The organism is Actinoplanes sp. L3-i22 (assembly GCF_019704555.1).
In the GTDB taxonomy this organism is placed as follows: domain Bacteria; phylum Actinomycetota; class Actinomycetes; order Mycobacteriales; family Micromonosporaceae; genus Actinoplanes.
In genome coordinates this window covers 9,966,473-9,988,869 of sequence record NZ_AP024745.1, presented here as the reverse complement: position 1 = coordinate 9,988,869, position 22,397 = coordinate 9,966,473, and the positions used below count along the sequence as shown (strand labels likewise).

At 72.2% G+C, this 22,397-nt stretch carries 24 protein-coding genes; 12 read left to right on the top strand and 12 right to left on the bottom strand.

Going from position 1 to position 22,397, the window contains the following annotated elements:
- Positions 1 to 31 precede the first annotated feature (31 nt).
- Positions 32 to 1,081, top strand: a complete 1,050-nt coding sequence (locus L3i22_RS44370; protein WP_221323428.1) for an App1 family protein — start codon at positions 32 to 34, stop codon at positions 1,079 to 1,081.
- Positions 1,082 to 1,085: 4 nt separating this feature from the next.
- On the opposite strand, the gene L3i22_RS44365 is transcribed toward L3i22_RS44370, so the two are convergent.
- On the bottom strand, positions 1,086 to 1,256 hold the full coding sequence (locus L3i22_RS44365; RefSeq protein WP_221323427.1) for a hypothetical protein: 171 nt from the start codon (positions 1,254 to 1,256) through the stop codon (positions 1,086 to 1,088).
- Positions 1,257 to 1,274: 18 nt separating this feature from the next.
- Between L3i22_RS44365 and L3i22_RS44360 the strand changes: the two genes are divergently transcribed.
- Positions 1,275 to 1,946, top strand: a complete 672-nt coding sequence (locus L3i22_RS44360; protein ID WP_221323426.1) for a hypothetical protein — start codon at positions 1,275 to 1,277, stop codon at positions 1,944 to 1,946.
- A gap of 179 nt (positions 1,947 to 2,125) precedes the next feature.
- Here L3i22_RS44360 and L3i22_RS44355 read toward each other — a convergent pair whose 3' ends face one another.
- A complete protein-coding gene (locus L3i22_RS44355) occupies positions 2,126 to 3,667 on the bottom strand; it encodes a DEAD/DEAH box helicase (RefSeq protein ID WP_221323425.1) in 1,542 nt (513 codons plus the stop codon).
- A gap of 157 nt (positions 3,668 to 3,824) precedes the next feature.
- Between L3i22_RS44355 and L3i22_RS44350 the strand changes: the two genes are divergently transcribed.
- Positions 3,825 to 4,676: a sigma-70 family RNA polymerase sigma factor gene (locus tag L3i22_RS44350; RefSeq protein ID WP_221323424.1), complete on the top strand. Its 852-nt coding sequence runs from the start codon at positions 3,825 to 3,827 to the stop codon at positions 4,674 to 4,676.
- 95 nt (positions 4,677 to 4,771) lie between these two features.
- Here L3i22_RS44350 and L3i22_RS44345 read toward each other — a convergent pair whose 3' ends face one another.
- Positions 4,772 to 5,290 (bottom strand): hypothetical protein, encoded by a 519-nt coding sequence (locus L3i22_RS44345; RefSeq protein WP_221323423.1) that lies wholly within the window; start codon positions 5,288 to 5,290, stop codon positions 4,772 to 4,774.
- A gap of 165 nt (positions 5,291 to 5,455) precedes the next feature.
- Here L3i22_RS44345 and L3i22_RS44340 point away from each other — a divergent pair, with 165 nt between their 5' ends.
- Positions 5,456 to 7,756, top strand: a complete 2,301-nt coding sequence (locus tag L3i22_RS44340; RefSeq protein WP_221323422.1) for an ATP-binding domain-containing protein — start codon at positions 5,456 to 5,458, stop codon at positions 7,754 to 7,756.
- 18 nt (positions 7,757 to 7,774) lie between these two features.
- Here L3i22_RS44340 and L3i22_RS44335 read toward each other — a convergent pair whose 3' ends face one another.
- Both L3i22_RS44335 and L3i22_RS44330 read right to left on the bottom strand, forming a co-directional pair.
- On the bottom strand, positions 7,775 to 8,494 hold the full coding sequence (locus L3i22_RS44335; RefSeq protein WP_221323421.1) for a methyltransferase domain-containing protein: 720 nt from the start codon (positions 8,492 to 8,494) through the stop codon (positions 7,775 to 7,777).
- 135 nt (positions 8,495 to 8,629) lie between these two features.
- Positions 8,630 to 9,556 (bottom strand): sigma-70 family RNA polymerase sigma factor, encoded by a 927-nt coding sequence (locus L3i22_RS44330; protein WP_221323420.1) that lies wholly within the window; start codon positions 9,554 to 9,556, stop codon positions 8,630 to 8,632.
- A 203-nt stretch (positions 9,557 to 9,759) separates the two neighbouring features.
- Between L3i22_RS44330 and L3i22_RS44325 the strand changes: the two genes are divergently transcribed.
- Entirely contained in the window at positions 9,760 to 10,260 is a 501-nt protein-coding gene (locus L3i22_RS44325) for a DUF456 domain-containing protein (RefSeq protein WP_221323419.1), read from the top strand.
- A gap of 159 nt (positions 10,261 to 10,419) precedes the next feature.
- Here the strand turns inward: L3i22_RS44325 and L3i22_RS44320 are convergent, their stop codons facing one another.
- A complete protein-coding gene (locus L3i22_RS44320; RefSeq protein ID WP_370644574.1) occupies positions 10,420 to 11,691 on the bottom strand; it encodes a D-alanyl-D-alanine carboxypeptidase family protein in 1,272 nt (423 codons plus the stop codon).
- A 32-nt stretch (positions 11,692 to 11,723) separates the two neighbouring features.
- On the bottom strand, positions 11,724 to 12,155 hold the full coding sequence (locus L3i22_RS44315) for a hypothetical protein (protein ID WP_221323418.1): 432 nt from the start codon (positions 12,153 to 12,155) through the stop codon (positions 11,724 to 11,726).
- A 198-nt stretch (positions 12,156 to 12,353) separates the two neighbouring features.
- On the opposite strand from L3i22_RS44315, the gene L3i22_RS44310 reads away from it, so the two are divergent.
- On the top strand, positions 12,354 to 12,704 hold the full coding sequence (locus L3i22_RS44310; RefSeq protein WP_221323417.1) for an Lsr2 family protein: 351 nt from the start codon (positions 12,354 to 12,356) through the stop codon (positions 12,702 to 12,704).
- Between the two features lie 43 nt (positions 12,705 to 12,747).
- Here L3i22_RS44310 and L3i22_RS44305 read toward each other — a convergent pair whose 3' ends face one another.
- The 4 genes from L3i22_RS44305 to L3i22_RS44290 form a co-directional block, all read right to left on the bottom strand.
- The gene (locus L3i22_RS44305) at positions 12,748 to 13,629 is read right to left on the bottom strand and encodes an LLM class flavin-dependent oxidoreductase (protein WP_221323416.1); all 882 of its coding nucleotides are present in this window, start codon (positions 13,627 to 13,629) and stop codon (positions 12,748 to 12,750) included.
- A gap of 87 nt (positions 13,630 to 13,716) precedes the next feature.
- The gene (locus tag L3i22_RS44300; protein WP_221330445.1) at positions 13,717 to 14,187 is read right to left on the bottom strand and encodes a MarR family transcriptional regulator; all 471 of its coding nucleotides are present in this window, start codon (positions 14,185 to 14,187) and stop codon (positions 13,717 to 13,719) included.
- 76 nt (positions 14,188 to 14,263) lie between these two features.
- Positions 14,264 to 15,406, bottom strand: a complete 1,143-nt coding sequence (locus L3i22_RS44295; protein ID WP_221323415.1) for a PP2C family protein-serine/threonine phosphatase — start codon at positions 15,404 to 15,406, stop codon at positions 14,264 to 14,266.
- A 92-nt stretch (positions 15,407 to 15,498) separates the two neighbouring features.
- Positions 15,499 to 15,891, bottom strand: coding sequence for an ATP-binding protein (locus tag L3i22_RS44290; protein WP_221323414.1), 393 nt, complete (start codon positions 15,889 to 15,891; stop codon positions 15,499 to 15,501).
- 131 nt (positions 15,892 to 16,022) lie between these two features.
- Between L3i22_RS44290 and L3i22_RS44285 the strand changes: the two genes are divergently transcribed.
- Both L3i22_RS44285 and fgd read left to right on the top strand, forming a co-directional pair.
- Positions 16,023 to 17,837 (top strand): sigma-70 family RNA polymerase sigma factor, encoded by a 1,815-nt coding sequence (locus L3i22_RS44285; RefSeq protein ID WP_221323413.1) that lies wholly within the window; start codon positions 16,023 to 16,025, stop codon positions 17,835 to 17,837.
- Positions 17,838 to 17,847: 10 nt separating this feature from the next.
- Positions 17,848 to 18,846 carry a glucose-6-phosphate dehydrogenase (coenzyme-F420) gene (gene fgd, locus L3i22_RS44280; protein ID WP_221323412.1) on the top strand — a complete coding sequence of 333 codons (999 nt, stop codon included), beginning with the start codon at positions 17,848 to 17,850 and terminating at the stop codon, positions 18,844 to 18,846.
- Positions 18,847 to 18,888: 42 nt separating this feature from the next.
- Here the strand turns inward: fgd and L3i22_RS44275 are convergent, their stop codons facing one another.
- On the bottom strand, positions 18,889 to 20,022 hold the full coding sequence (locus L3i22_RS44275) for a glycosyltransferase (RefSeq protein ID WP_221323411.1): 1,134 nt from the start codon (positions 20,020 to 20,022) through the stop codon (positions 18,889 to 18,891).
- A 200-nt stretch (positions 20,023 to 20,222) separates the two neighbouring features.
- Between L3i22_RS44275 and L3i22_RS44270 the strand changes: the two genes are divergently transcribed.
- Genes L3i22_RS44270 through L3i22_RS44255 form a run of 4 tightly spaced genes read left to right on the top strand, consistent with a single transcriptional unit; the run spans position 20,223 to position 22,388 of the window.
- The gene (locus tag L3i22_RS44270; RefSeq protein WP_221323410.1) at positions 20,223 to 21,089 is read left to right on the top strand and encodes an LLM class F420-dependent oxidoreductase; all 867 of its coding nucleotides are present in this window, start codon (positions 20,223 to 20,225) and stop codon (positions 21,087 to 21,089) included.
- The gene (locus L3i22_RS44265) at positions 21,086 to 21,742 is read left to right on the top strand and encodes an HAD family phosphatase (protein WP_221323409.1); all 657 of its coding nucleotides are present in this window, start codon (positions 21,086 to 21,088) and stop codon (positions 21,740 to 21,742) included. The genes L3i22_RS44270 and L3i22_RS44265 overlap by 4 nt, the downstream gene beginning before the upstream one ends.
- A 53-nt stretch (positions 21,743 to 21,795) precedes the next feature.
- A complete protein-coding gene (locus L3i22_RS44260) occupies positions 21,796 to 22,071 on the top strand; it encodes a hypothetical protein (RefSeq protein ID WP_221323408.1) in 276 nt (91 codons plus the stop codon).
- A complete protein-coding gene (locus L3i22_RS44255) occupies positions 22,068 to 22,388 on the top strand; it encodes a hypothetical protein (RefSeq protein WP_221323407.1) in 321 nt (106 codons plus the stop codon). The genes L3i22_RS44260 and L3i22_RS44255 overlap by 4 nt, the downstream gene beginning before the upstream one ends.
- Positions 22,389 to 22,397: the final 9 nt, after the last annotated feature.

The window sequence follows — 22,397 nt, the reverse complement described above, 5'->3', positions numbered from 1 at the left end:
CGGGCGGCGGGACCGGAACGGCGAGGAGGAGATGGTGGCGGTGACACCGGCGGAGACGTCCAAGGCAGTGGCCCGAATACACCGGGCGGCCTTGGTCGAGGACGCCGTGCATCAGGTCATCGAGCGCGGGCTGCGCAACCGGGGCTGGAAACCGTACATCACGGCCTACACCGGTTACGGCGCGCCCGGCTGGGCCCGGGTGATGGCCCGGGTGCTGCTCTCCCGGCCCCGGCTGGTCCGCCGCAAGCGGGAGAAGCTGCGCGGCTGGCGCAGCTTCACCACCACCCCGGTCAGCAACGCCGTGGTGCGCATCGAGGTCGGCGGCAGCGTCACCGAGACCCGCACCGACCGCAGCGGCTACGTGGACTGCCGGGTCAAGGGTGACCTCGAGCCCGGCTGGGCCAGCGTCCGGCTGCACTGCGAGGGCGCCGCCCCGGTCGACGCGCCGATCCGGGTGATCGACCCGGCGGTGAAGTTCGGCCTGATCTCCGACATCGACGACACCGTGATGGTCACCGCGCTGCCCCGCCCGCTGCTCGCCGCGTGGAACACGTTCGTCCTCGACGAGCACGCGAGGATGGCGGTGCCCGGCATGGCGGTGCTCTACGAGCGGCTGATCAACGCGAACCCGGGCACCCCGGTGATCTATCTCTCCACCGGGGCGTGGAACGTCGCGCCCACCCTGACCCGCTTCCTGAGCCGGCACCTCTACCCGGCCGGCCCGATCCTGCTCACCGACTGGGGCCCGACGCCGGACCGCTGGTTCCGCAGCGGCCAGGAGCACAAGCGCAACTCGCTGCGCCGGCTCGCCGAGGAGTTCCCGGAGGTCAAGTGGCTGCTGGTCGGCGACGACGGCCAGCACGACCAGGAGATCTACTCCGAGTTCGCCCGCGAGCACCCGAGGAACGTGGCCGCCGTGGCGATCCGCCGGCTCTCGCCGACCCAGGCGGTGCTGGCCGGCGCCGTGCCCGGCCCGACCGAGGCGGCCGAGGCCGTGCCGTCCGGGGGCAAGACGTGGTTCGCCGCCCCGGACGGCGCCGGTCTCTGGTCCGTGCTCCGCGACACCGACCTGGCCGAATGATGGCCTACTCGACGTCCTTCTCGACCGAGGCCGCCTCGGCGACCCGGTTGTGCAACCGGTCGCGGATCTCGTCGGGGGTGTACGCCCGGCGCTTCCGTTCGGCCCGCGCGATCACCACCCCGGTCGCCGCGACTCCCGCCAGCCCCGCCAGTCCCGCTACCTTCCACCATCGCATCAGCTGAGAATAGGCACCGTGGACGCCGACATCAGCCTCGACGAGGCCATCGAACTGACCCGTACGGGTGACATCTGGATCTTTCGTGGCCGTTCCGGGCCCGACCGGGCCATCCAGACACTCACCAACAGCCCGGTGAACCACGTCGGGATGTCCCTGGTGATCGAGGACATGCCGCCGCTGATGTGGCACGCCGAGCTGGGCCGGTCGCTGCCCGACCTGTGGTCCGGCACGTTCCAGCGCGGCGTCCAGCTGCACGACCTGCGGGACGCGGTCACCGTCTGGGCCCGGCGCTACGGCCAGCGCGGCTGGCTGCGCCAGCTGGAGCCGGGCGCCACCCGGGCGATGGAGGACAAGGCGCTCAAGACGGTCGCCCGGCTGGACGGCACGCCGTTCCCGTCCACGTCGCAGCTCGCCGCGCGCTGGGTCCGCGGCCGGGTGCCGTTGATCACCCCGCCGTGGAAGCCGTCCGAGGCGTCCAACGCGACGCTGGAGAAGGCGTACTGCGCCGAGGTGGTCGCGGTCACCTACGAGGACATGGGGCTGCTGCCGCGCAACCGGAAGGCGAACTGGTACGACCCGGGCCGCTTCTGGTCGGGCGACGAGCTGGAGCTCAACGCGGGCTTCCTGCTGGGCGACGAGATCTCGGTCAGCGTCCCGGAGACCGATTCGGCCCGCCCGGCCAGGTGAGGATCCGCCCGGCGAGTGGACTCAGATCGCTCCTGCGGGCCTGGGGCGCTCCCGGTCAGGGCGAGCCCGGGTCCGGGTCATCCAGGCCGTCCTGGACGCCCTGAACCGACGCCCCGCAAAAACATCACCGCACTGCCCGGGTCGCCCCGGCCAGTGCGGTGATTTCGATCATCGGATGCTCAGCGCCCGGAGCGCCGCCCACCCGCCCGCGACGAGAACGCGGCCGCGCCGCCCCCACCGGCGGCGGGACGGGGCTGCGGCGTACCGGAACGGGCAGTTGACTTGCCCTGCCCGGACCGAGGCGTGCCGGAACCGGACCGCCCACCGCCCCCACCGTTGCGCGGAGCCGGCGAACCGGAGCCGCCGTCGGCGGCGGGCCGCCGGCGACCGGGAGACGCCGCGCGATCCGGCGAGGTTCCGCCGTCCGGGGCGGCACCGCGGGTCCGGCCGCCGCCTCCGCCGCCACCGGCGGCACCCCGGCGCCGTCGCGAGGACGGTGCGTCGGTGGCCGACGGCGTGGTGTTGCGAGCCGCGACCGGTTCCGGCGCGGGGGTGACGAACTTCCGCTCGCCCGGCGCCAGCTCGGCCAGCAGCGCATCCCCGGGACGGGCCCGGCGGGTCATCGGCCGGATGCCCGCCTTGCGGGTCAGGTCCCGGACGTCGGCCTGCTGGTCGTCGGTCATCAGCGTGACGACCGTGCCCCGGGCACCGGCCCGGGCGGTCCGGCCGGAGCGGTGCAGGTACGCCTTGTGCTCGACCGGCGGGTCCGCGTGCACGACCAGGGTCACGTCGTCGACGTGGATGCCGCGCGCGGCGATGTCGGTGGCGACCAGGGTCTCCGCCGTCCCGTCGGAGAACGCGGACAGGTTCCGGTTACGAGCGTTCTGGGCCAGGTTGCCGTGCAGCTCGACGGCCGGCACCCCGGCCTGGATGAGCTGCCGGGTGAGCACCTTGGCCCGCCGTTTGGTGCGGGTGAAGACCACCGATCGGCCGGGCGCGGCGAGCAGGTCGACGAGCACCGGGAACCGATCGTCGTGTGTGACATGCAACACGTGGTGGTCCATCTCGATCGGCGCCTGGGCCGCCGAGTCCACGTGGTGCGTGACCGGCTTGCGCAGGAACTGCCGGACCAGCACGTCGATGCCGTTGTCCAGGGTCGCCGAGAACAGCAGCCGCTGGCCGCCGACCGGGGTCTGCGAGAGGAGCCGCTTGACGACCGGCAGGAAGCCCAGGTCGGCCATGTGGTCGGCCTCGTCGAGCACGGTGATCTCGACAGCGTCCAGCGACGCGTGCCCGTTGCGGATGTGGTCGTCGAGCCGGCCCGGGCACGCGACCAGTACGTCGACACCCTTGCGCAGGGCGGTGATCTGCGGGTTCGCACCGACGCCGCCGAAGACGGTGAGGGTGTTGAGGCCCATCGCTTCGGCGAGCGGGCGCAGTGCGGCCTCGATCTGGGTGGCCAGCTCCCGCGTCGGCGCCAGGATCAGCGCACGCGGCCGGCCGGGGCGTCGTGGAGCCTTCTTCGCGGCCAGACGGGCCACGAGGGGCAGCACGAACGCGTAGGTCTTCCCGGATCCGGTCCGGCCACGGCCGAGCAGATCACGCCCGGCGAGCGAGTCCGGCAGCGTCGCCGCCTGGATCGGGAACGGTGTGGTGATGCCGAGATCGGCGAGTGTGCCGTTCAGGACGGCCGGGACGCCTAGCTCGATGAACGAAGTCAAAGGGGGTAACTCTCCGTAGGTCAGTTACTGATCATCCTACTGGTTACCCATGGCAACCACTCTGCACCCGGGATCGAACCAGGGTGCACTCAGCCTCGCAGATCTTTTTCCTCAGCGCCGGACGCCCCCACTCCGGCCGGTACTGAGGAGACCCCTGATGAACGGTGAAGCGCCTGCCGTCGATCGGCGTCGCGAGGACATCGTGCGAGCGAACATGCCGCTCGTCGGGCACCTGGTCCGCGAGATGCTGGCCCGGGTCCCCGCGCACGTCAACCGCGACGACCTGCTGTCCGCCGGCTATGCCGCCCTGGTCGCCGCCGCTCGCGGTTTCGACGCGGAGCGGGGTGTCCCGTTCCCGCGGTTCGCCGCCGCCCGGGTGCGCGGCGCCCTGCTGGACGAATTGCGCGGGCTGGACTGGGCGAGTCGCTCGGTGCGCCAGCGTGCCCGGCGGACCGATTCGGCCCGCGAGGAGCTGACCGCCGAGCTCGGTCGCACCCCGACCGTGACGGAGATCGCCGAACGGCTCGGCTGCACGGTCGAGGACCTCGAGCACGCCGAGGACGACGTGCACCGCGCCACGGTGTTCAGCCTGCAGGGCTTCGCCACGGCGACGGCCGACGACATCGTCACCGAGCCGGGCGCCGGGCCGGAGGAGCTGCTGATCCGCCGGGAGCGGCTCGGCTACCTGCGGCACGCGGTCGACGCGCTGCCGGAGCGGCTGCACGCGGTCGTCCAGGGCTACTTCTTCGACGAGCGCCCGATGGCCGAGATCGCCGCCGAGCTGGGCGTCAGCGAGTCCCGGGTGTCGCAGCTGCGCGCCGAGGCGCTGGTGCTGCTCCGGGACGGGATGAACGTCCACCTGGATCCGGCGATGGCCGCCGAGAATCCGCCGAAGGAGGGCTGTGTGGCCCGGCGCCGCGCGGCCTACTACGACCGGATCGCCAGCCGTGGCACGCTGCGCACCCGCCTGGCCCTCACCGGCCCGGACGGCCTGCCGGTCGCCGCCTGACAGACTTCGCCGGTTTGCTGGGCCCGTCGCGGTTCGCGGCGGGCCCAAAAACCATGCAGAGACCTGATTCGGGTACGGCGTCGGCCCGGCCCCGCCTACTGGTTGTTCGCGCAGGTCCCGGCCTTCTTCTGGACGGCGATCGCCTTCACGGCCCCCAGCTTGTAGAGCGCGAGCCCCTCGGCCGCCGGCTCCAGCTTCCACGCGTCCTTCTCGTACGCCATCGTGTACGACTGCGCCGCGACCAGCTGCTTGGCGATCACGATCGCCTTGTCGGTGCCCTCCATCCGGGCGCTGGTCAGCTGGATCGCCAGCCCCTTGCGCGAGCACACCTGGTTCAGCTTGACGTAGTCGTCCTTGCTGATCGCCTGCTTGCCGGCCGAGGTGTACATGTCCCATGCGCCGGCGAAGTCGCCGCCGCTGAACCGGTCGAACACGGTCTGCGCGGCGGTCTTCGCGCCGTCGATGGTCTTCGGCTCCGGCCCGCCGGCGGCCGCCGCGGCGGCGTTGCCGGCCGGGGCGTCGTCGTCGGACGAGCAGGCGGAGATGGTTCCGAGGGTGGCGACGGCGGCGAGAGCGAGGACGGCGAGACGTCGGTACGGGGTGTTGATGTCCATGGCCTGGTTAAGCCCGGCACCCGGTCACGCGTAACGGCTCCGGCGTGTCGTGACGGCTTCCTGACAGTGCCCGCCGGGCCCGTAACCCTCAGCCCGGTCGGCTATTCTGGTCGTTTGCCGTAAACAGAAAAGGCAACCAAAGAATATTGGTTGCCAGCGGCCGGAATGATAGCACGAAAAGGGGCGATTTTGTCAAGCTCGAACGCCGACGTCGATTCCGAGCAGGCGTACTTGACCGCGCTCTACCAGCGGCTGGATCAGCTGCGTGAGCAGGCCGACAGCCGGCTCAAGGCGATCCTGCTGGAGGCCGGCGGCACCCCGCAGGGCCGCACCCAGCGCGAGGCCACCCGCGCCCACTACGCGGAGCAACTCGCCCAGATGAATTCCGTGGAGAACGGCCTCTGTTTCGGCCGTCTCGACTTCACCGACCGCAAGAATCAATACATCGGCCGGATCGGGCTCTTCGCCGAGGACCGCGATCAGGATCCACTTCTGGTCGACTGGCGCGCCGCGGCGGCCCGGCCGTTCTACCTCGCCACCGCGGTCAATCCGGAGGGGGTCACCCGGCGGCGCCATCTGCGCACCCGGGGGCGGACGCTCACCGGCCTCGACGACGAGGTGCTGGACCTGACGGCCGGCGACGGCACCGGCCGGGAGGACGTGACCGGCGAGGCCGCGCTGCTGTCCGCGCTGACCGCGAACCGGACCGGCCGGATGCGCGACATCGTCGAGACCATCCAGGCCGAGCAGGACGAGGTGATCCGCTCCGGCCTGGCCGGCGCGCTGGTCGTGCAGGGCGGGCCGGGCACCGGCAAGACCGCGGTCGCGCTGCACCGCGCGGCGTACCTGCTGTACACGTACCGGCAGCAACTGACCCGCTCCGGCGTGCTGATCCTCGGGCCGAACCTGACGTTCCTGCGCTACATCTCCCAGGTCCTGCCGTCGCTCGCGGAGACCGGTGTGCTGCTCGCCACCCTCGGCGACATGTTCCCCGGGGTGCGCGCCCGCGGCCACGAGCCGGACGACGTCGCGGCGGTCAAGGGCGACCTGCGGCTGATGCTCCCGGCCCTGGAGAACGCGGTCGCCGACCGGCAGACCGTGCCGGCGACGTTCGCCGAGGTCGACCACGACGGCTATCCGCTGCGCATCGAGCGGTCGCTGGTCGAGGACGCCCGGGCGGTGGCCCGTCGGTCCGGCCGGCCGCACAACGTGGCCCGGGCGGTCTTCGTGACCGAGGCGATCCACGCGCTGTCGCTGCAGATCGCCGAGCGGATCGGGGCGGACCCGCTCGGCGGGGAGAACCTGCTCTCCGACGCCGACCTCGCGGAGACCCGCCGTGAGCTGCGCGAGGACATCGACGTACAGCAGGTGCTCTTCGATTTCTGGCCGGTGCTGACGCCCCGCCAGGTGCTGCGGGACCTGCTCACCGACGCCGACCGGCTGGAGTCGGCCGGCCTGCCGCCGGCGCTGCTGCGCGCCGCGGACGCCCGCTGGACCCCGGCCGACGTGCCGCTGCTGGACGAGCTCGCCGAGCTGCTCGGCATCGACGACACCCTGAAGAAGCGGGAGGCGGCCCGGGAACGGGAGGCCGCGATCGACTACGCCGAGGGCGTCCTGGAGATCGTCGAGGGCTCCCGCTCGCTCGACTTCGAGGACCAAGAGGAGGAGATCCTCTCGGCGATCGACGTGGTCGACGCGAGCGCGTTCGTCGAACGGCACGAGGTGATCGACACCCGGACCGCGGCCGAGCGCGCGGCGGCCGACCGCACCTGGATGTTCGGGCACGTGATCGTGGACGAGGCGCAGGAGCTGTCGCCGATGGCCTGGCGGCTGCTGATGCGGCGCTGCCCGAGCCGGTCGATGACCGTGGTCGGCGACGTCGCGCAGACCTCCGAGCCGGCCGGCAGCACGAGCTGGGAGCAGGTCTTCGAGCCGTACGTCGGGCAGCGCTGGCGCCTGGTCGAGCTGAGCGTCAACTACCGGACCCCGGCCGAGGTGATGGCGGTCGCCGCGGACGTGCTGGCCGAGGTCGGCCCGGGTCTGAAGCCGCCGCGCTCGGTCCGCTCGTCCGGGGTGAACCCGTGGGCGCGGCCGGTGCCGGCCGAGGCGCTCGCCGAGGAGCTGATCGCGGACGTCCGCAAGGAGTCCGCCGCGGTCGAGTCCGGCCGGGTCGGCGTCCTGGTCCCGGCCCGGCTGGAGCCGGTGCTCGGCGCCGCGCTGGTCGAGGCGATCCCGGGCGCGGCCGTGGGGGAGCAGCCCGACCTGCTCAACCACGTGGTGCTGATGACCGTCCGGCAGGCGAAGGGGCTGGAGTTCGACTCGGTCCTGGTGGTCTGCCCGGACGAGATCGTCGCGGAGAGCCCGCGCGGGCTCTCCGACCTCTACGTCGCGGTGACCCGGGCGACCCAGCGGCTGGGCGTCCTGCACACCGCGCCGCTCCCGGAGGTGCTGGCCTCGCTGGGCTGACGCTGCGGTCCGCCCCGGTCAGGCGACGGCCTTCGTGATGAAGACGTTCTCCCGGCCGGGGCGGTCCGGCGCCTCCCGGACCTCGAGGACGTCGAAGTTCGCCGTACGCAAGGATGCCTCGATCTCTTCCCGCGACCGGAACCGCAGCGTGGAGTCGGACGTCAGCACCGTCCCGTCGGCGTGGAACCGGTACTCGTAGCGGAACGACACCAGCGGCAGCTCCACCGCACCGAGCGTGAACCGCCGCTCGACCACGCCGGCGCCCGGGATGTCCAGGGTTCCCGAGTTGTGGCCGGCCCACTCCTCCCAGCCGCGGAACTCCGGCCGCCGGGCCTCGAAGACGAAGTGCCCGCCGGCCCGCAGCGCCCGGTGGACCCCGCGCAGCGCGGCCGCCCACTCCTCGTCGGTGACGAACACCTGCGCCACGTTGCCGGTCATCAGCGCCAGGTCCGCGCCGAGCGCCGGCAGGTCGGCGGCCCCGGCGGGCAGCCAGGTGACCGCGTCCGACTTGGCCCGCGCGATCGCCAGTGACGCCGCCGCCGGATCCGCCCCGGACACCGTGTGCCCGAGCCCGGCGAGCAGCGCCGCGAAGGTCCCGGTGCCGCAGCCGACGTCGACGATCCGCTCCGGCGCCAGCGCCGCGACGATCGCCAGGTAGGCCGGAAGATCACCCCGGTCGCTGTCGAAGGCGTCGTAGAGCGGCGCGAGCCGCGTGTCCGCGAACAGGGCATCCGGCATGAGCGGAAACTATGCAACCCGGTCCCGGTTCGCCACCGAATAAACCGCACGTCCGACAAATAGGTCAGGGTGCGACGGCCCGCGAAAGGGCCCGGCGTCCGGAGACGCCGAGCCCTGTCGCATGGTTGTTTCCGGTCAGGCGGCGTGCGCCGCGGTGCGCGAGCCGCGGCCGAGCGCGGTGTGCCCGTTGGCGTTCGTCATCGCCAGGCGGCTGTGCATGGTGGTGTTGCTGGCGATGTTGGCGTAGTAGGACGCGCGGCGCCGGGCGATGATGCTGTCCGGGTTCTCCGGGACCGGGGCCATCTCCGGGTCGAGGTGCGTGTTCAGGCCGTCGCGCAGCAGCGACAGCGCCTCGGCCCGCAGCTGCGAGACGCGCGACTCGGTGACGCCGAGGTCCTTGGCGATGTCCGCCATCGGGCGCTCGTTCAGGAAGTACTCGGTGACGACGGTCTGCAGCCGGTCCGGCAGCGAGCTGATCGCGTGGTGCAGGTAGCCGATCTGCTCCCGGCGCAGCAGCATCTCCTCCGGGCCCGGGGTGCGCTCGGTGACCAGGTCGTCGGCGCTGCTGGTGGTGAAGCCCTGCAGCGACAGCACGGTGGCGCGCTGCACGTCGGTGTCGGTCTGGCTCAGCTCGGACGTGGTGGTGCCGAGCGCCTGCGCCAGCTCCTCCGGCGTGGGCGTCCGGCCCAGGCTGGTGGCCAGGTTCTGCCGGGTGGTCTCGGTGTTGCGGGCCTTGGACCGCACCGAGCGGGTCGCCCAGTCCAGCGAGCGCAGCTCGTCGAGCAGGCCGCCGCGGATCCGGGTGCCGGCGAAGCGGTGGAACGGCACACCACGCTCCGGGTCCCAGCCGCGGGCCGCGGTGACCAGGGCGTGCAGGCCGGCGCTGGTCAGGTCGTCCCGGTGGATGTGGTTCGGGATCCGGCTGAGCATGTCCCGCACCAGGTGACCGACGAGCGGCATGTGCGTGCGGATCAGCTCTTCCTGCTCGCGGGCAGTGCGAACCGGCGTCGCGGGAGCGGTGTCGGCGGCAAGGTCGGCAGCGGTCATCACGGTGCTGGTCATGTCGTTTCCCCCGGTTGTTGTCGGCGCCCCTGGCTGGGTGGGCACCGGCTGACAGGAAGAAACTTTGAAGGCGTCCGGGTGCGAGGGAAGGTCACGCACCGTTGCCCTCCGGTTGCATGAAAACCGCTCCGTGCTGCCCGTGCCGATCGGCGGCGGCACCGGCCGCTTGAGACTTTTTTGCACCGGTAGGGCAGGGTGGCCGCATGGAACTGAGCGACAGCGGCACCAGCGTCACCGTCATCGCCGGGGTGCTGATCGTCGCCGGCGTGATCGGGGTGGTCCTGCCGATCATCCCGGGCCTGCTGCTGAGCTGGGCCGGAGTGCTGCTCTGGGCGCTGCTGTCAGACGCCGGCAGCACGGTGAAGTGGCTGGTCCTGGCGGTGGCCACGGTGATCGCCGGCACCGGGATGGTGGTCAAGTTCCTGTGGCCGGGCCGCAAGCTCAAGGACTCCGGCGTGCCGCTGCCGAGCCTGCTGGTCGGCGGGGTGCTCGGCCTGGCCGGCTTCTTCCTGATCCCGGTCGTCGGCCTGCTGCTCGGCTTCCTGCTCGGCATCTACGCCATGGAGGCGCTGCGCCTCGGCGTCGACCAGGCCTGGCCCTCGACCCGCCGCGCGGTCGCCGCGGTCGGCCTCTCCCTGCTGGTCGAGTTCGCCGCCGCCCTGGCCATCGCGGTGATCTGGGTCTTCGGCCTGATCGCCGCCTAATTCAAGATCAAATTATGCATTGCCTCGGCTGCGGCCGATAACTGATCGTCGCTCCCGCGGGGACCCTTCCGGGCCTCGCAGGGCGCGGGGCGCCCAGAACGCGAGACCCTCCAGGGCGACGTCCGAGGGTGGTTGCGGTAGAAACCGCAAACCCCGGATCTAGCCGCGCGCCATCCGGCGGCGCCGGCGCTGGGTGAGCAGGAGCAGCAGCGGGATCGCGGTGAGCACCACGGCGACCGCCCCGGCGGCGAGCACGGACAGCCCGCCCGACTTGGTCACCGGGCTCGCGGCGACCCCGGACGAACCCGCGGTCGCCTTCTCCGCGGTCGCGCTCTGCGCCGACGCCGCGACCTCGGCCGGTGTCACGAGATGCCCCACCGACGACCCGGCCGGCTGCGCGAAGCCCCAGTCCAGCAGCGCCGCACCCTGCTGCCACCCGCGAATCGGGTGCGCCTCCGCCCCGAGCAGCGTGACCACCAGCCGCCGCCCGTCGCGCTGGGCCGCGCCCACGTAGCTGTGCCGGGCGACCGTGGTGAACCCGGTCTTGCCACCCATCGCGCCCGGGTAGTTGTAGATCAGCTTGTTCTCGTTCTGGAACTGGAAGCCGCCGACCTTGCGGGCCTTCTGCGCGGGCATCTGCGCGGTCTTGGTGAGCACGTATTTCCGGAAGTCCGCGTTGGCGAAATCCACCCGGGCGATCAGCGCGAGATCGTACGCACTGGTGAACTGCCCCTTGCCGTCCAGTCCGGACGGCGTGACCGCGTGCGTCTGGAACGCGCCCAGCTCCTGCGCCTTGGCGTTCATCGCGGCGACCGTGTTCGCCACCCCGTCGGACTTGCCGCCGCCGGCCATCCGGGCGAGCGCGTTGGCCGCGTCGTTGCCGGAGTTCAGCAGCAGCCCGAGCCAGAGCGTGGAGACCGGGTAGACCCCGCCGACCACGATCCCGACCGCCGAACTGTTCACCTCGATGTCCAGGTCGCTCGGCACGACCTTGACCTTCTGGTTCGGGTCGAGCTTGTCGATCGCGGTGGCCGCCAGCAGCGTCTTCTGCACGCTGGCCGGGGTCTGGTAGACGTGCGGCCCGCAGGCGCCGAGCACCTCGCCGGTGTCCAGGTCGGCCACGATCCAGGTGGTCGCGGTGACCGCCGGCGGCTGCTTCGCCCCGGCCGGCACGATCAGCCCGTGGGTGGCCAGGTCGTCGCCGCCGACCACCATGTCCGCCGGATTGTCGGCCGGCGGGACCGGGCGCGGCGGGGCGCTCGGCTTGGCGATCTTCGGATGCGGGCAGGGCGTCTCGGCCTTCGCGGCGGCCGAGCCCACCTCGGCCCGCTGAGCCTGTGGCGCGGCGGCCTGGGCTTTGAGCGCGGCGGCCGCGGGCAGGCCGGGAACGGCTTTCGGCGCGGCGGCCGCGGGCAGGCCCGGAACGGCCAGGAAGGCGGTCAGGGTGATCGTCAGCAGGCGGCTCACGGCCAGCGGTCTCCGGCGTCCAGGCGATGTTCCAGCAGATGTTCCAGCGGCATGGTCTCGCCGTCCCCGCCGCCGGCTCCGACGATCAGCCGGGGCATGCTCGGCGACAGCTCGGCGCCGGTGAACCGGGCGCGCAGCGACGCCGGCACGGTGAGCACGTAGAACTCCCCGTCCTCGCCGACGGCGACCGAGCGGTTCGACTTCAGGTACCACCCGCGGACCCGGGTCTTGTAGGTCCACCGGCCGTCGTACGTGGTCGCGATCAGCGGGTGCGGGGCGAGCCCGTGCTCACCGGCCCGGCGGACGAAATCCTCGAGCAGCGCGGCGGCGTGCCGGGCCTCGGCGGTGCGCCCGGCCTCCAGTGCGGCGGCGCGGCCGGCCACGGCCTGCCGGTGGTGCGCCAGCCAGGCGGCGTGCTCGTCCTGCATGGCGCCGACCCTAACGTGAGTCCCCGGCCGGAGGCCAACCGGGTTTTCTCTTCGATTCGGCGCGAATACCCCGTGCACATTCTGATAAGGGACCCGGCAACGGGACCGAATAATTGCCGGATCGCGCCGGGGAGTTGCGCGGGAACCGGTTCGGGGGCCAGACTGTCGGCGGGCGATTAAATTCTCTCGGGAGTCGTTATGGCGCGGCAGGTAATCACCACCCTGATCGACGATCTGGACGGCAAGAAGGCGGATCGCACCGTCGAGTTCAGTCTCGACGGAGTCAGCTACACGATCGACCTTTCCGAGGCCAATGCCGGAAAGCTGCGCAAGGCGCTGGATCCGTACATCAACGCGGGAACGCGTCTGGGCCGGAGCTCCGCCGGGCGCGTCGCCGCGCGCGGCGCCACCCCGGCCCGCACCGCCGGCTCCCGGGACGAGAACCGGCTGATCCGCGAGTGGGCTATCGGCAACGGACACAAAATCTCCGAGCGGGGCCGCATTCCGCAGGAGGTCAGCAACGCCTATCGGGCCGCCCACGCCCGCTGACCCCGGTCAGTGGAATTGCACGGGGAGTCCGAATTGGATGGTTTCAAATAGTCGTGCGCAGGCGCGGCAGCTCGGCGGCCACGGCTTCCAGTACCTTCTCGTCGCCCGCATACCAACTGGACTGCCGCGGCCAGTGCGTGATCACGTCGGTGAATCCCAGTGCGGCCGCTCGTCCGGCGGCTTCCTGGAACGCGTCCAGACTGCTCATCGAGAACACCGGTGACGAGTCGAGATTGAGGTATCGGTCGACCGTTTCCGGGGCCCGCCCGGCGGCGGCGAGGGCGGCTTCGAAACGGTCACGGCTCTCCGCGACCGCCCGCCACCATTCCTCGGCGGTCTCCGACTGCGGGCCGGTGGTGACCCACCCGTCCCCGAGCCGGGCCGCGAGCCGCAGCGCGCGTGGCCCGTTCGCGGCGATCACGAACGGCGGCCGTGGCTGCTGGACCGGTCCCGGGATGCTGCGGGCGTCGACGGCCGAGAAATAGTCGCCGGACCACGTCGTCGACGGCTGCCCGAGGATCGTGTCGAGCAATTCCAGGAACTCGGTGAACCGGTCGACCCGGGCGCGCGGGGTCAGTTCGGTCCCGCCGAGCACCGCCGAGTCGAAGCCGATCCCGCCCGCGCCCAGCCCGAGCACGAGCCGGCCGCCGGAGATGTCGTCGAGTGCGGTCGCCTCCCGGGCGAAGTGCACCGGGTGCCGGAAGTTCGGCGTGGCGACGTAGGTGCCCAGCCGGATCTGGTTGGTGACCATCGCGGCCGCGGTCAGGGTCGGCACCGCGTCGAACCACGGGCCGTCGATCAGATCGCGCCAGCCCAGGTGGTCGTAGGTCCAGGCGTGGTCGAAGCCGTACTCCTCGGCCAGTTGCCACCGCTTGGCCGACTCGGACCAGCGCTGATCAGGAAGAATGACGATGCCAAAACGCATCGTCCCAGCCTAGGCTCACGCTCCGCGGTGCTCGCGGTCGCCCGCGATCGGAGTACGGCCGAAGCCCCGTCGACTCGCTTCGACGGTCTAGGCGGTCCGCAGGTCGTCGTCGGCGGCGGTGTTGTCCACCGGATCGGTGGCGGCCGCCTCGAAGGCGCGCAGCGCCCGGACCAGGTCCTGCCGCGCGCTGACCGGCATCCGCTCCAGCACGTCGGTGAGCGCGGCGCGCCGGCGCTCCCGCAGGTCGGCCAGCAGCCGCCGGGACGCGGTGGTGAGCAGCAGCCGCACCTCGCGCCGGTCCCGTGGATCGGCGACCCGGCGCAGCAGGCCGGTCGCCTCCAGCCGGTCGCAGAGCCGGCTGGCCGACGACGGCACCACGTCCAGCGCCTCGGCGAGCCGGCTCATGTTGGTGTGCCGGTTCTCCGCGACGATGGTCAGCACCCGCAGCTGGGCGGGCGGAAGGACCGGAGTCTGGGCGAGCCGGGCCCGTTCCAGGACAGCGGCCAGCGACTCCACCGACGACTCGATTGCCGCGGCGACATCGGTGGCGTGCTCCATGGCGTTCCCCGTCGCGAGGTCACGGATCTCGTACAAAGAACTACTTCATACCCTGCCGGTGGCTCCGCCAAACCTGTCAGCGGCGCCAATCCAGGCAGACCGTGACGGCGTCATCCTCCGGCTCGGAGCCCTTGTGAAATTCGCGCAGGCTCCGCATCACCGTACCGACCGCCTCGCCGGCCGGTTGCAACCTAGTCCTTCGCAACGCCGTGAGCAGGGCAGATTCCCCGAAGGTGGGACCGCCGCCGGGTGCCGCCGCGTGTACTCCGTCACTCACCACGAGCACCCGGTCGCCGGGTTCGAGCCGGAACCGCTCGATCTCGTAGCGCGCCTCGCCGAACATCCCGAGCGGCAGCTGCTGCTCCAGCCGGACCTGCTCGATCTCGCCGCCCCGGCCGATCAGGCAGTGCGGGGACCCGGCGTCGACCGCGTCCACCCACCCGCTGACCAGGTCGACCTCCAGCAGCAGGGTGGCCGCGTGCAGGCCGCCGCCGTAGCGGGCGTGCAGCGCGTCGGACGCCAGCTCGGCCTGCTCGACGAGGTCCGAACCGCAGCGCCGGGCGTTGCGCATCGCGTTCACCGCGACCGAGGTCAGCAGAGCCGCGTCCAGACCCTCGCCGGCGCCGTTGAGCACGGTGATGGTGAGCCGATCGCCGCCGAGCGCCCAGTCGAAGTGGTCGCCGCGCACGTCGTACGCCGGTTCCAGCAGCCCGGCCAGCTGGAACCGCTCGTCGCCGAGCGATCGCCCGGGCAGCAGGTCCCACTGCAGCTCGGCGGCCATGGTGGGCCGCTCCAGGCACTGGGCCCGGCGATATCGGTCGGTCATCCGGTCGGCCGCGCGCAGCGCCACCGCCAGCTCGTCGGCGACCAGCCGCAGCTGGTCGGCCTGCTCCGGCTCGGGCCGGCCGGGCAGCTCCATCCGCAGCACCCCGAGCCGCTCGCCCCAGCAGGTCAGCGGCAGGTGCAGCCGGGCCCGGCCGCTCATGTCGGTCTCGGTACCCGGTCGCTGGCTGCCCAGGCAGCGCAGCGCGCCCGGGTCGCTGTCCGGCCCGGGCGGGCCGAGCAGCGGCGCGAGTCTTCGCAGGGTCAGATCGGGGACCAGCACCTCGACGCGGCCGGCCGCGAAGTGGCGGCGCAGGTGCTCCGCGGTCACCTCCGGCAGGTGGTCGGGCGCCGTGGCGCGCAGCAGCACGCCGACAGAGACCGGTCGGTCGGACACCTGAACTCCTCTCCGGGGACAATATTTGTTATACGGCAAATAATCGACAAGCGGGAACACCGCCACGGCCGCGCGCCCGGCGGCGTGATCCGTCAGGCGAAGGACTTCTCGAAGTGGATCAGTGATCCGGTGCGCGGGCTCGACTGCATCCGGACGTTCTCGGCCAGCGCCCGGATCAGGAACAGGCCGCGGCCGTGCTCGTTCGTCGCGGACTGGGCCAGCTCGGCCGCCGGCTCGAAACCGCTGCCGTCGTCGACGACGTCGATCGAGCAGTGGTTCTCGCCGACCTCCAGGTGGACCTCGTAGCCCTGGGCGCCGTCGGCGTGCTTGACCACGTTCGCGCACGCCTCGGTCAGCGCGATCTCGAGATCCGAGCCGGCCTGCTCGTCGGCCCGCAGGATGCTCAGCGCGCAGCGCAGCAGCCGGCGCACCGCGGGAACGCTGTCGACCTCGCGGGGAAGGTTGAGCCGAACCGACATACGCATGCCATTTCTGTGCCCGATCGGTACCAGGGCTAACCGTGTGGAGGGACACCGCGTCCCCGATTCGTGTTATCCATGTTCCTCGCGCCCGTCTCCCTACCTGGCGCCCCGGGCGCCGGAGGAAAGGGCTGAAGATGGCGAACCAACCCGACACCGCCACGGTGGTGGCCGCACGAGCCGGCGACCCGGCCGCGGTGGACCGGCTCGTGGCCGGTTATCTCCCGCTCGTCTACACCATCGTGGGCCGGGCGCTGGAGGGGCACGCCGACGTCGACGACGTCGTGCAGGAGACCATGATCCGGGTCCTGCGGAACCTCGGTGAGCTCCGCGAGCCCGAGGCGTTCCGCTCCTGGCTGGTCGCGATCACGGTGCGCCAGGTCCGCGACCGGTTCCGGATCCGCGGCGCGGCCCCGGACACCCCGCTCGACCCGGACCTGCGCGACCCGGGCGCCGACTTCACCGACCTGGCGATCACCCGCCTCGAGCTGTCCGGCCAGCGCCGGGAGACCGCCGAGGCGACCCGCTGGCTGGACGAGGAGAACCGGGAGCTGCTCTCGCTCTGGTGGCTGGAGGCCTCCGGCGAGCTGACCCGCGACGAGATCGTCGACGGCACCGGCCTGGGCCGCCAGCACGCCGCGGTCCGGATCCAGCGGATGAAGGGCCAGCTCGAGACGGCCCGCGCGGTCGTCCGGGCGCTGCACCGCCAGCCGATCTGTGGCGAGCTCGCGGTGCTGATCGAGCCGTGGGACCACCGGCCCAACGCGCTGTGGCGCAAGCGGATCGCCCGGCACACCCGGGAATGCCGGCTCTGCGCCCCGGCCTGGCAGGACCTGGTCGCCGCCGAGCGGCTGCTGGCCGGCCTGGCCCTGATCGTGCCGCCGTCCGCGCTCACCGCCGGCCTGACCGGCTCGGCCGGCACCGCGTCGTACAGCGGAGGCAAGGCGGTCGTCGGCAAGCTCGCCGTCAAGGCCGGGGCCGGCGCCGCACAGAAGGCACTGGTCACCGCGCTCGCGGTGAGCGTGGTCGGCGGCGGTGGCGCGGCGGTCTACGCGCTGAGCGCGCAGAACACCCCGGCCGCCCCGGCCGCGCAGGTGGTCGTCGCGCCGTCCCCGTCGACGATCATCTCGACGGCCCCGTCGGTGGCGCCGTCCAGCGCGTCGCCGACCCCGCGCCGTACCTCCGCATCCCCGAAAGCGGCCGTGCCGGCCGCCGCCACCTCGGCCAAGAAGGGGGTCGGCGTCTGGAAGTTCACCGGGTCGAAGGCGGCCCTGCAGGACGTCGGGGCCGGCTGGTACTACGACTGGGCGTCGCAGAACAACGACGTGCCCGGCCCGGCCGACGTCGAGTTCGTCCCGATGATCTGGGGCAAGCAGAACCTCACCAGCGCCACCCTGAAGCAGGCCAAGTCCGAGGGCAAGGTGCTGCTCGGCTTCAACGAGCCGGACATGGGCGGGCAGGCGAACATGAGCGTCGAGGACGCGCTGGCCGCCTGGCCACAGCTGGAGGCGACCGGGATGCGCCTGGTCAGCCCGGCGGTCGCGTACGGCGGGGACACCGCCGGCGGCTGGCTGGACCGCTTCATGACCGGCGCGAAGGACAAGGGCTACCGGGTCGACGCGATCGCGCTGCACTGGTACGGCTCGGACTTCAGCGCCGCCTCGGTCAACCAGTTCCTCGGCTACGTCGACGCCGTGCACAAGCGGTACAACAAGCCGATCTGGATCACCGAGTTCGGCCTGATGAACTTCTCCGGATCGCCGAAGTACCCGACCGACGCGCAGAAGGTCACGTTCATCAAGGGCACCACCGCCGGCCTGGAGAAACGCTCGTTCGTCGAGCGCTACGCCTGGTTCGGGCTCCCGGCCGTGGGGGACAGCGTGGACTTCGGCCTGTACAAGGACGGGGACAGCCCGACCGAGGCGGGTAAGGCGTACCGCGCGGCGGGTTAGGCTCAATTTCATGATTCGGTTCGGGTACAAGGCGTCGGCGGAGCAGTTCGCGCCGGCTGAACTGCTCAAGTACGGCATCCTCGCCGAGGAGCTGGGCTTCGACTCGGTCTTCGTCAGCGACCACCTGCAGCCGTGGCGGCACGACGGCGGCCACGCCCCGGCGGCCCTGCCGTGGCTCGGCGCGCTGGCCGCACGGACCGAGCGGGTCCTGGTCGGCACGAGCGTGCTGACCCCGACGTTCCGCTACCACCCGGCCGTGGTCGCGCAGGCGTTCGCCACCCTGGGCTGCCTCGCGCCGGGCCGCGCGATCCTCGGCGTCGGCTCCGGCGAGTCGCTCAACGAGGTGCCGCTCGGCACCGCGTGGCCGGACGGCAAGGAGCGGTTCGCCCGGCTCAAGGAGGCGGTCCTGCTGATCCAGAAGCTGTGGGCCGAGGACCGGGTGACGTACGAGGGGCAGTTCTACAAGACCGAGAACGCCACCATCTACGACAAGCCGGAGACGACGGTGCCGATCTACATCGGCGCCTCCGGGCCGGCCGCGACCCGGCTGGCCGGCCGGATCGCCGACGGGTTCATCACCACCAGCGGCAAGGGCCACGCGCTCTACACCGACACGCTGCTGCCCGCGGTCACCGAGGGCGCCGAGAAGGCCGGTCGCAAGATCGACGACCTGGACCTGCTGATCGAGGTCAAGGTCTCCTTCGACGACGACCTGGACCGGGCGCGCGACGACACCCATTACTGGGGCGCGCTGGCCCTCTCCCCGGAGGAGAAGACCGGCGTCGAGGACCCGGTCGAGATGCAGCGCCTCGCCGACGCCCTGCCGGTCGAGCGCACCGCGACCCGCTGGATCGTCTCGTCCGACCCGGAGGAGCACGCGGCGAAGGTGACGGAGTATCTGGACATGGGCTTCAAGCACCTGGTGTTCCACGCGCCGGGCCCGGACCAGGAGCGCTTCCTCCGCCTGTACTCGACGGAGATCCTGCCCCGCCTCCGCAACCGCACCTGACGCCGTCCGCAATCGCCGCCCGGCTGGAAGACCGGGCGGCGATCAGCCTTGGTTGTCCAGGTTCTGCGGCGGCACGGACCGCAATTTTCCGGTACGAGACGAAGCGCCGCCCCCATCCCCCTCGCCGTTGATCACCCGCAGGTTGGGCCGCCCCGGCATCCGCCGCCGCCCACCCCCGACGTCACCCCCGGCGCTGTCGCGCCACTGCCGCCGCACGGTCGTCACCTCGCCCAGCGTCCGCCCCGCGCCACCCCCGGCCCCGCGCCCCCCGAGCCGCCGCTCGGCGTCCCCGCCGCTCGACGAGGCGCCGCCACCGGCCGAGGCGTTGAGGAACGGCGACGCCGGCGAGAACCCGCGCCGCCCGAGACCGGGCCCGATGTCCCCGTCGGCGGCCCGTGGCGCCGCCGCCCGGGCCCGCGCCACCGGATTGATCAGGTGATGATCGGTCCCGGTCCGCCGGAGCACCCCGTCCTGCGCCGCCGGCTCCCGCCCGGTCATCACCACGATGCTGTCGGTCTCCCCGGCCCGCGCCGACCGCCGCGCGAAGTACTCGCCGATCAGCGCCGACCCGGCCTCGACGAGCCCGGCCCCCGCGCCCGGCGCGGCCCCCGAGGACCCTGCGGCCCCCGCGGGCACCTCGGTCACGAGCAGCCCGTTCACCCCGGCGCGCACGGTCAGCAGCGGCTCGATCTCCACCCCGTCCCCGCGGACCGGTTCGAGCCCGGACACCCGGGGGAATCCGATCGCCCCGGCCGAGTCCCGCCAGAACGCCCGGATCCCGAATCCGGGGTCGCTGCGCCGCACCCCGAAGAGCACCGCCATCAGCCAGAGCACCATCCGCTCGCCGAACCGGGGCGCCGCACCGCCGGGGAACCGGGTGCCCTGCGCCACGTCCGCGCCGGCCCGCAGCGCCCGCAGGTAGCCCGGCAACTCGGCCGGGTCACCCGTGCCGTCGCCGGGCAGCGTGACCACGATGTCGCCGGTGCCGGCCGCGACCCCGCAGGCGAGGGCGTTGCCGACCCCGGTCCGGGTCTGCCGGATCACCCGGGCGGCCCGGGGCACCGCGATGGTGGTGTCGTCGTCGCGGCCGACCACCACGATCACCTCGTGGACCGCGGGCAGGGCGGCGAGCAGGACGGGCAGAGCCGCCGTCCCGGCCGGGATGACAACGCTCACGGACGGTGACGAGGGACGTAGTGGTGGGACGGGCATGGGTGGCGGCTCCCCAGGTCGGGTGCGGTGCTTCGGCACGAAGCTACCGGCTCGCAACCTGCTGGCAACTCATCGGAACGGTGGATCGTGATCATCGGGACGGCTCGGGTCGGGTCGCCGGGTGCGGTCACCGTCCGTACGAAAGCGGTAGGGTTTGTCCTGTGATGAAGCTGGGGCTCCACATCTCGAACTTCACCTGGCCGGAAGGCCCCGCCAAGCTCGCGCCGACGCTCGCCGAGATCGCCTCGGCGGCCGACGAGGCGGGTTTCGAGCGGATCAGCGTGATGGATCACCTCTGGCAGATCGGGGTGATCGGTCCACCCGAGCACGAGATGCTCGAGGCGTATACAACTCTGGGTTTCCTCGCCGCCCACACCCGCCGCGCGAAGCTGCTGACCCTGGTCACCGGCGTGGTCTACCGCGAGCCGGGGCTGCTGGCCAAGGCGGTGACCACGCTCGACGTGCTCTCCGGGGGCCGGGCGATCCTGGGCATCGGCGCGGCGTGGAACGCGGACGAGTCGGCCGGCCTGGGCCTGCTCTTCCCACCGACGAAGGAACGGTTCGAGCGTCTCGAGGAGGCGCTGAAGATCTGCCGGCAGATGTTCGACGGCGACGAAACCCCCTTCGACGGTACGCACTATCGCCTCACCCGCCCGCTCAACTCCCCGTTGCCGCTGGCCCGCCCGCCGATCCTGATCGGGGGCGGCGGCGAGAAGAAGACGCTGCTCCTGGTCGCGAAGTACGCGGATGCCTGCAACCTGTTCGCCGGTCCGGAGCTGCAGCACAAGCTGGACGTGCTGAGGGCGCACTGCGACACGGTCGGCCGGGACTACGACGAGATCGAGAAGACGGTGATGTTCAACATCGATCCGGGGGAGCGGGGCGAGCGGGTCGGCGAGATCGTCGACGCGATGCGCGGGTTCGCCGGGATGGGCATCACGGTCACCCACGGCGGGATCCGGGACGCGTGGGACACCAAGCGGTTCGAGATCTTCCGCGACGAGATCATTCCCGCGGCGGAGGCCCTGTGACCATCGAGGCGATCGTCTTCGACCTGGACGGCGTGATCATCGACTCCGAGGAGGTCTGGGAGGAGGTCCGCCGGGGCTACGTGGCCGAGCACGGCCGCGAGTTCCTGCCGGACACCCAGGACCGGATGATGGGCATGAGCACCGCCGAGTGGTCCGCGCACCTGGCCGACGAGGTGGGCGTCCCGGTGCCGGCCCCGCGGGTCGCGGCGGAGGTGCTCGATCGGATGGCGAAGCGGTACGCGGAGTCGCTGCCGCTCATCCCGGGCGCGGTCGACGCCGTCCGCCTCCTCGGGCAGCGGTACCGGCTGGCGCTGGCCAGCTCGTCCGCCCGGATCCTGATCGACAAGGTGCTGGCGACGGCCGGGCTGACCGACGAGTTCGAGGTCACCCTGTCGACCGAGGAGGTGCCCCGCGGCAAACCGGCGCCGGACGTCTACCTGACCGCGGTGCGGAAGCTCGGTCTCACCCCGGCGGTCTGCGCCGCGATCGAGGACTCCAGCAACGGCCTGCGCTCGGCCGGCGCCGCCGGGCTGGCCGTGATCGCCGTCCCGCACGGCGTCTACCCGCCGGCCGAGGATGCGCTGGCCCTGGCGTCGCTGGTGGTCAAGGCGGTCACCGAGGTCACGCCCGAGGTCGTCGCGGGCCTGCGATAAGCGGCACGTCCGGAGGCTTCCCCGGCGTATTACGCGCGTAATACGCTGGGGTCGTGGGATACGAGTGGCTCGCGGTGGCCCTTCAGGCGCTGCGGGGCATCTCTCCCGCGGAGGTGAACCAGGTGCTCGGTGCCAGGCGGCGTCGCCCGGTGCCGGCCGAGGCCGCCGGGCTGCCGGTGATCACCGTCTGGGGCCGGACCGTCATCGGCCGGCCCCTGATCGTGGTCGTTCGCCAGGTCGGGGACTTCGATTACATGATCATCGGAGCCCGCGAGATGGACGAGAAGCAGCTCGGTCAGTTCGAGCAGTGGGAGGGCGGACAGTCATGAACACCTTCGCCGACAGGGATCTGGCCGCGGCCGCGGACGCCGTCGCCAACGGTGAGATCAACTTTGGGGACGGCCCGGCCGCGCTGCCGCCCGCCCCGGACACCGAGCCCAAGGTGGTCTGCTCGTTCCGGCTCCCGGTGGAGGCGTACCAGCAGCTCCGCCAGGTGGCAGGAGAGCGCGGGCTGAAGCCGACCGCGCTGATGCGCGACTGGGTGCTGGCCGGGCTGGCCGGCGCCGGTGGGGACCGCACGATCTCGGTCGCCGACCTGCTCCGGGTGGTCGCCGCCCTACCCGACGCCCACCCGGACGCCGCGTAGCGGCAGCGG

What these genes read in the sequence shown, in the direction of transcription:
- L3i22_RS44370 (WP_221323428.1), top strand. Translation starts at nt 32, where the DNA reads ATGGTGGCGGTGACACCGGCGGAGACGTCCAAGGCAGTGGCCCGAATA.
- L3i22_RS44365 (WP_221323427.1), bottom strand. Translation starts at nt 1,256, where the DNA reads ATGCGATGGTGGAAGGTAGCGGGACTGGCGGGGCTGGCGGGAGTCGCG.
- L3i22_RS44350 (WP_221323424.1), top strand. Translation starts at nt 3,825, where the DNA reads ATGAACGGTGAAGCGCCTGCCGTCGATCGGCGTCGCGAGGACATCGTG.
- L3i22_RS44345 (WP_221323423.1), bottom strand. Translation starts at nt 5,290, where the DNA reads ATGGACATCAACACCCCGTACCGACGTCTCGCCGTCCTCGCTCTCGCC.
- L3i22_RS44340 (WP_221323422.1), top strand. Translation starts at nt 5,456, where the DNA reads ATGATAGCACGAAAAGGGGCGATTTTGTCAAGCTCGAACGCCGACGTC.
- L3i22_RS44335 (WP_221323421.1), bottom strand. Translation starts at nt 8,494, where the DNA reads ATGCCGGATGCCCTGTTCGCGGACACGCGGCTCGCGCCGCTCTACGAC.
- L3i22_RS44330 (WP_221323420.1), bottom strand. Translation starts at nt 9,556, where the DNA reads ATGACCAGCACCGTGATGACCGCTGCCGACCTTGCCGCCGACACCGCT.
- L3i22_RS44325 (WP_221323419.1), top strand. Translation starts at nt 9,760, where the DNA reads ATGGAACTGAGCGACAGCGGCACCAGCGTCACCGTCATCGCCGGGGTG.
- L3i22_RS44315 (WP_221323418.1), bottom strand. Translation starts at nt 12,155, where the DNA reads ATGCAGGACGAGCACGCCGCCTGGCTGGCGCACCACCGGCAGGCCGTG.
- L3i22_RS44310 (WP_221323417.1), top strand. Translation starts at nt 12,354, where the DNA reads ATGGCGCGGCAGGTAATCACCACCCTGATCGACGATCTGGACGGCAAG.
- L3i22_RS44305 (WP_221323416.1), bottom strand. Translation starts at nt 13,629, where the DNA reads ATGCGTTTTGGCATCGTCATTCTTCCTGATCAGCGCTGGTCCGAGTCG.
- L3i22_RS44300 (WP_221330445.1), bottom strand. Translation starts at nt 14,187, where the DNA reads ATGGAGCACGCCACCGATGTCGCCGCGGCAATCGAGTCGTCGGTGGAG.
- L3i22_RS44290 (WP_221323414.1), bottom strand. Translation starts at nt 15,891, where the DNA reads ATGCGTATGTCGGTTCGGCTCAACCTTCCCCGCGAGGTCGACAGCGTT.
- L3i22_RS44285 (WP_221323413.1), top strand. Translation starts at nt 16,023, where the DNA reads ATGGCGAACCAACCCGACACCGCCACGGTGGTGGCCGCACGAGCCGGC.
- fgd (WP_221323412.1), top strand. Translation starts at nt 17,848, where the DNA reads ATGATTCGGTTCGGGTACAAGGCGTCGGCGGAGCAGTTCGCGCCGGCT.
- L3i22_RS44270 (WP_221323410.1), top strand. Translation starts at nt 20,223, where the DNA reads ATGAAGCTGGGGCTCCACATCTCGAACTTCACCTGGCCGGAAGGCCCC.
- L3i22_RS44255 (WP_221323407.1), top strand. Translation starts at nt 22,068, where the DNA reads ATGAACACCTTCGCCGACAGGGATCTGGCCGCGGCCGCGGACGCCGTC.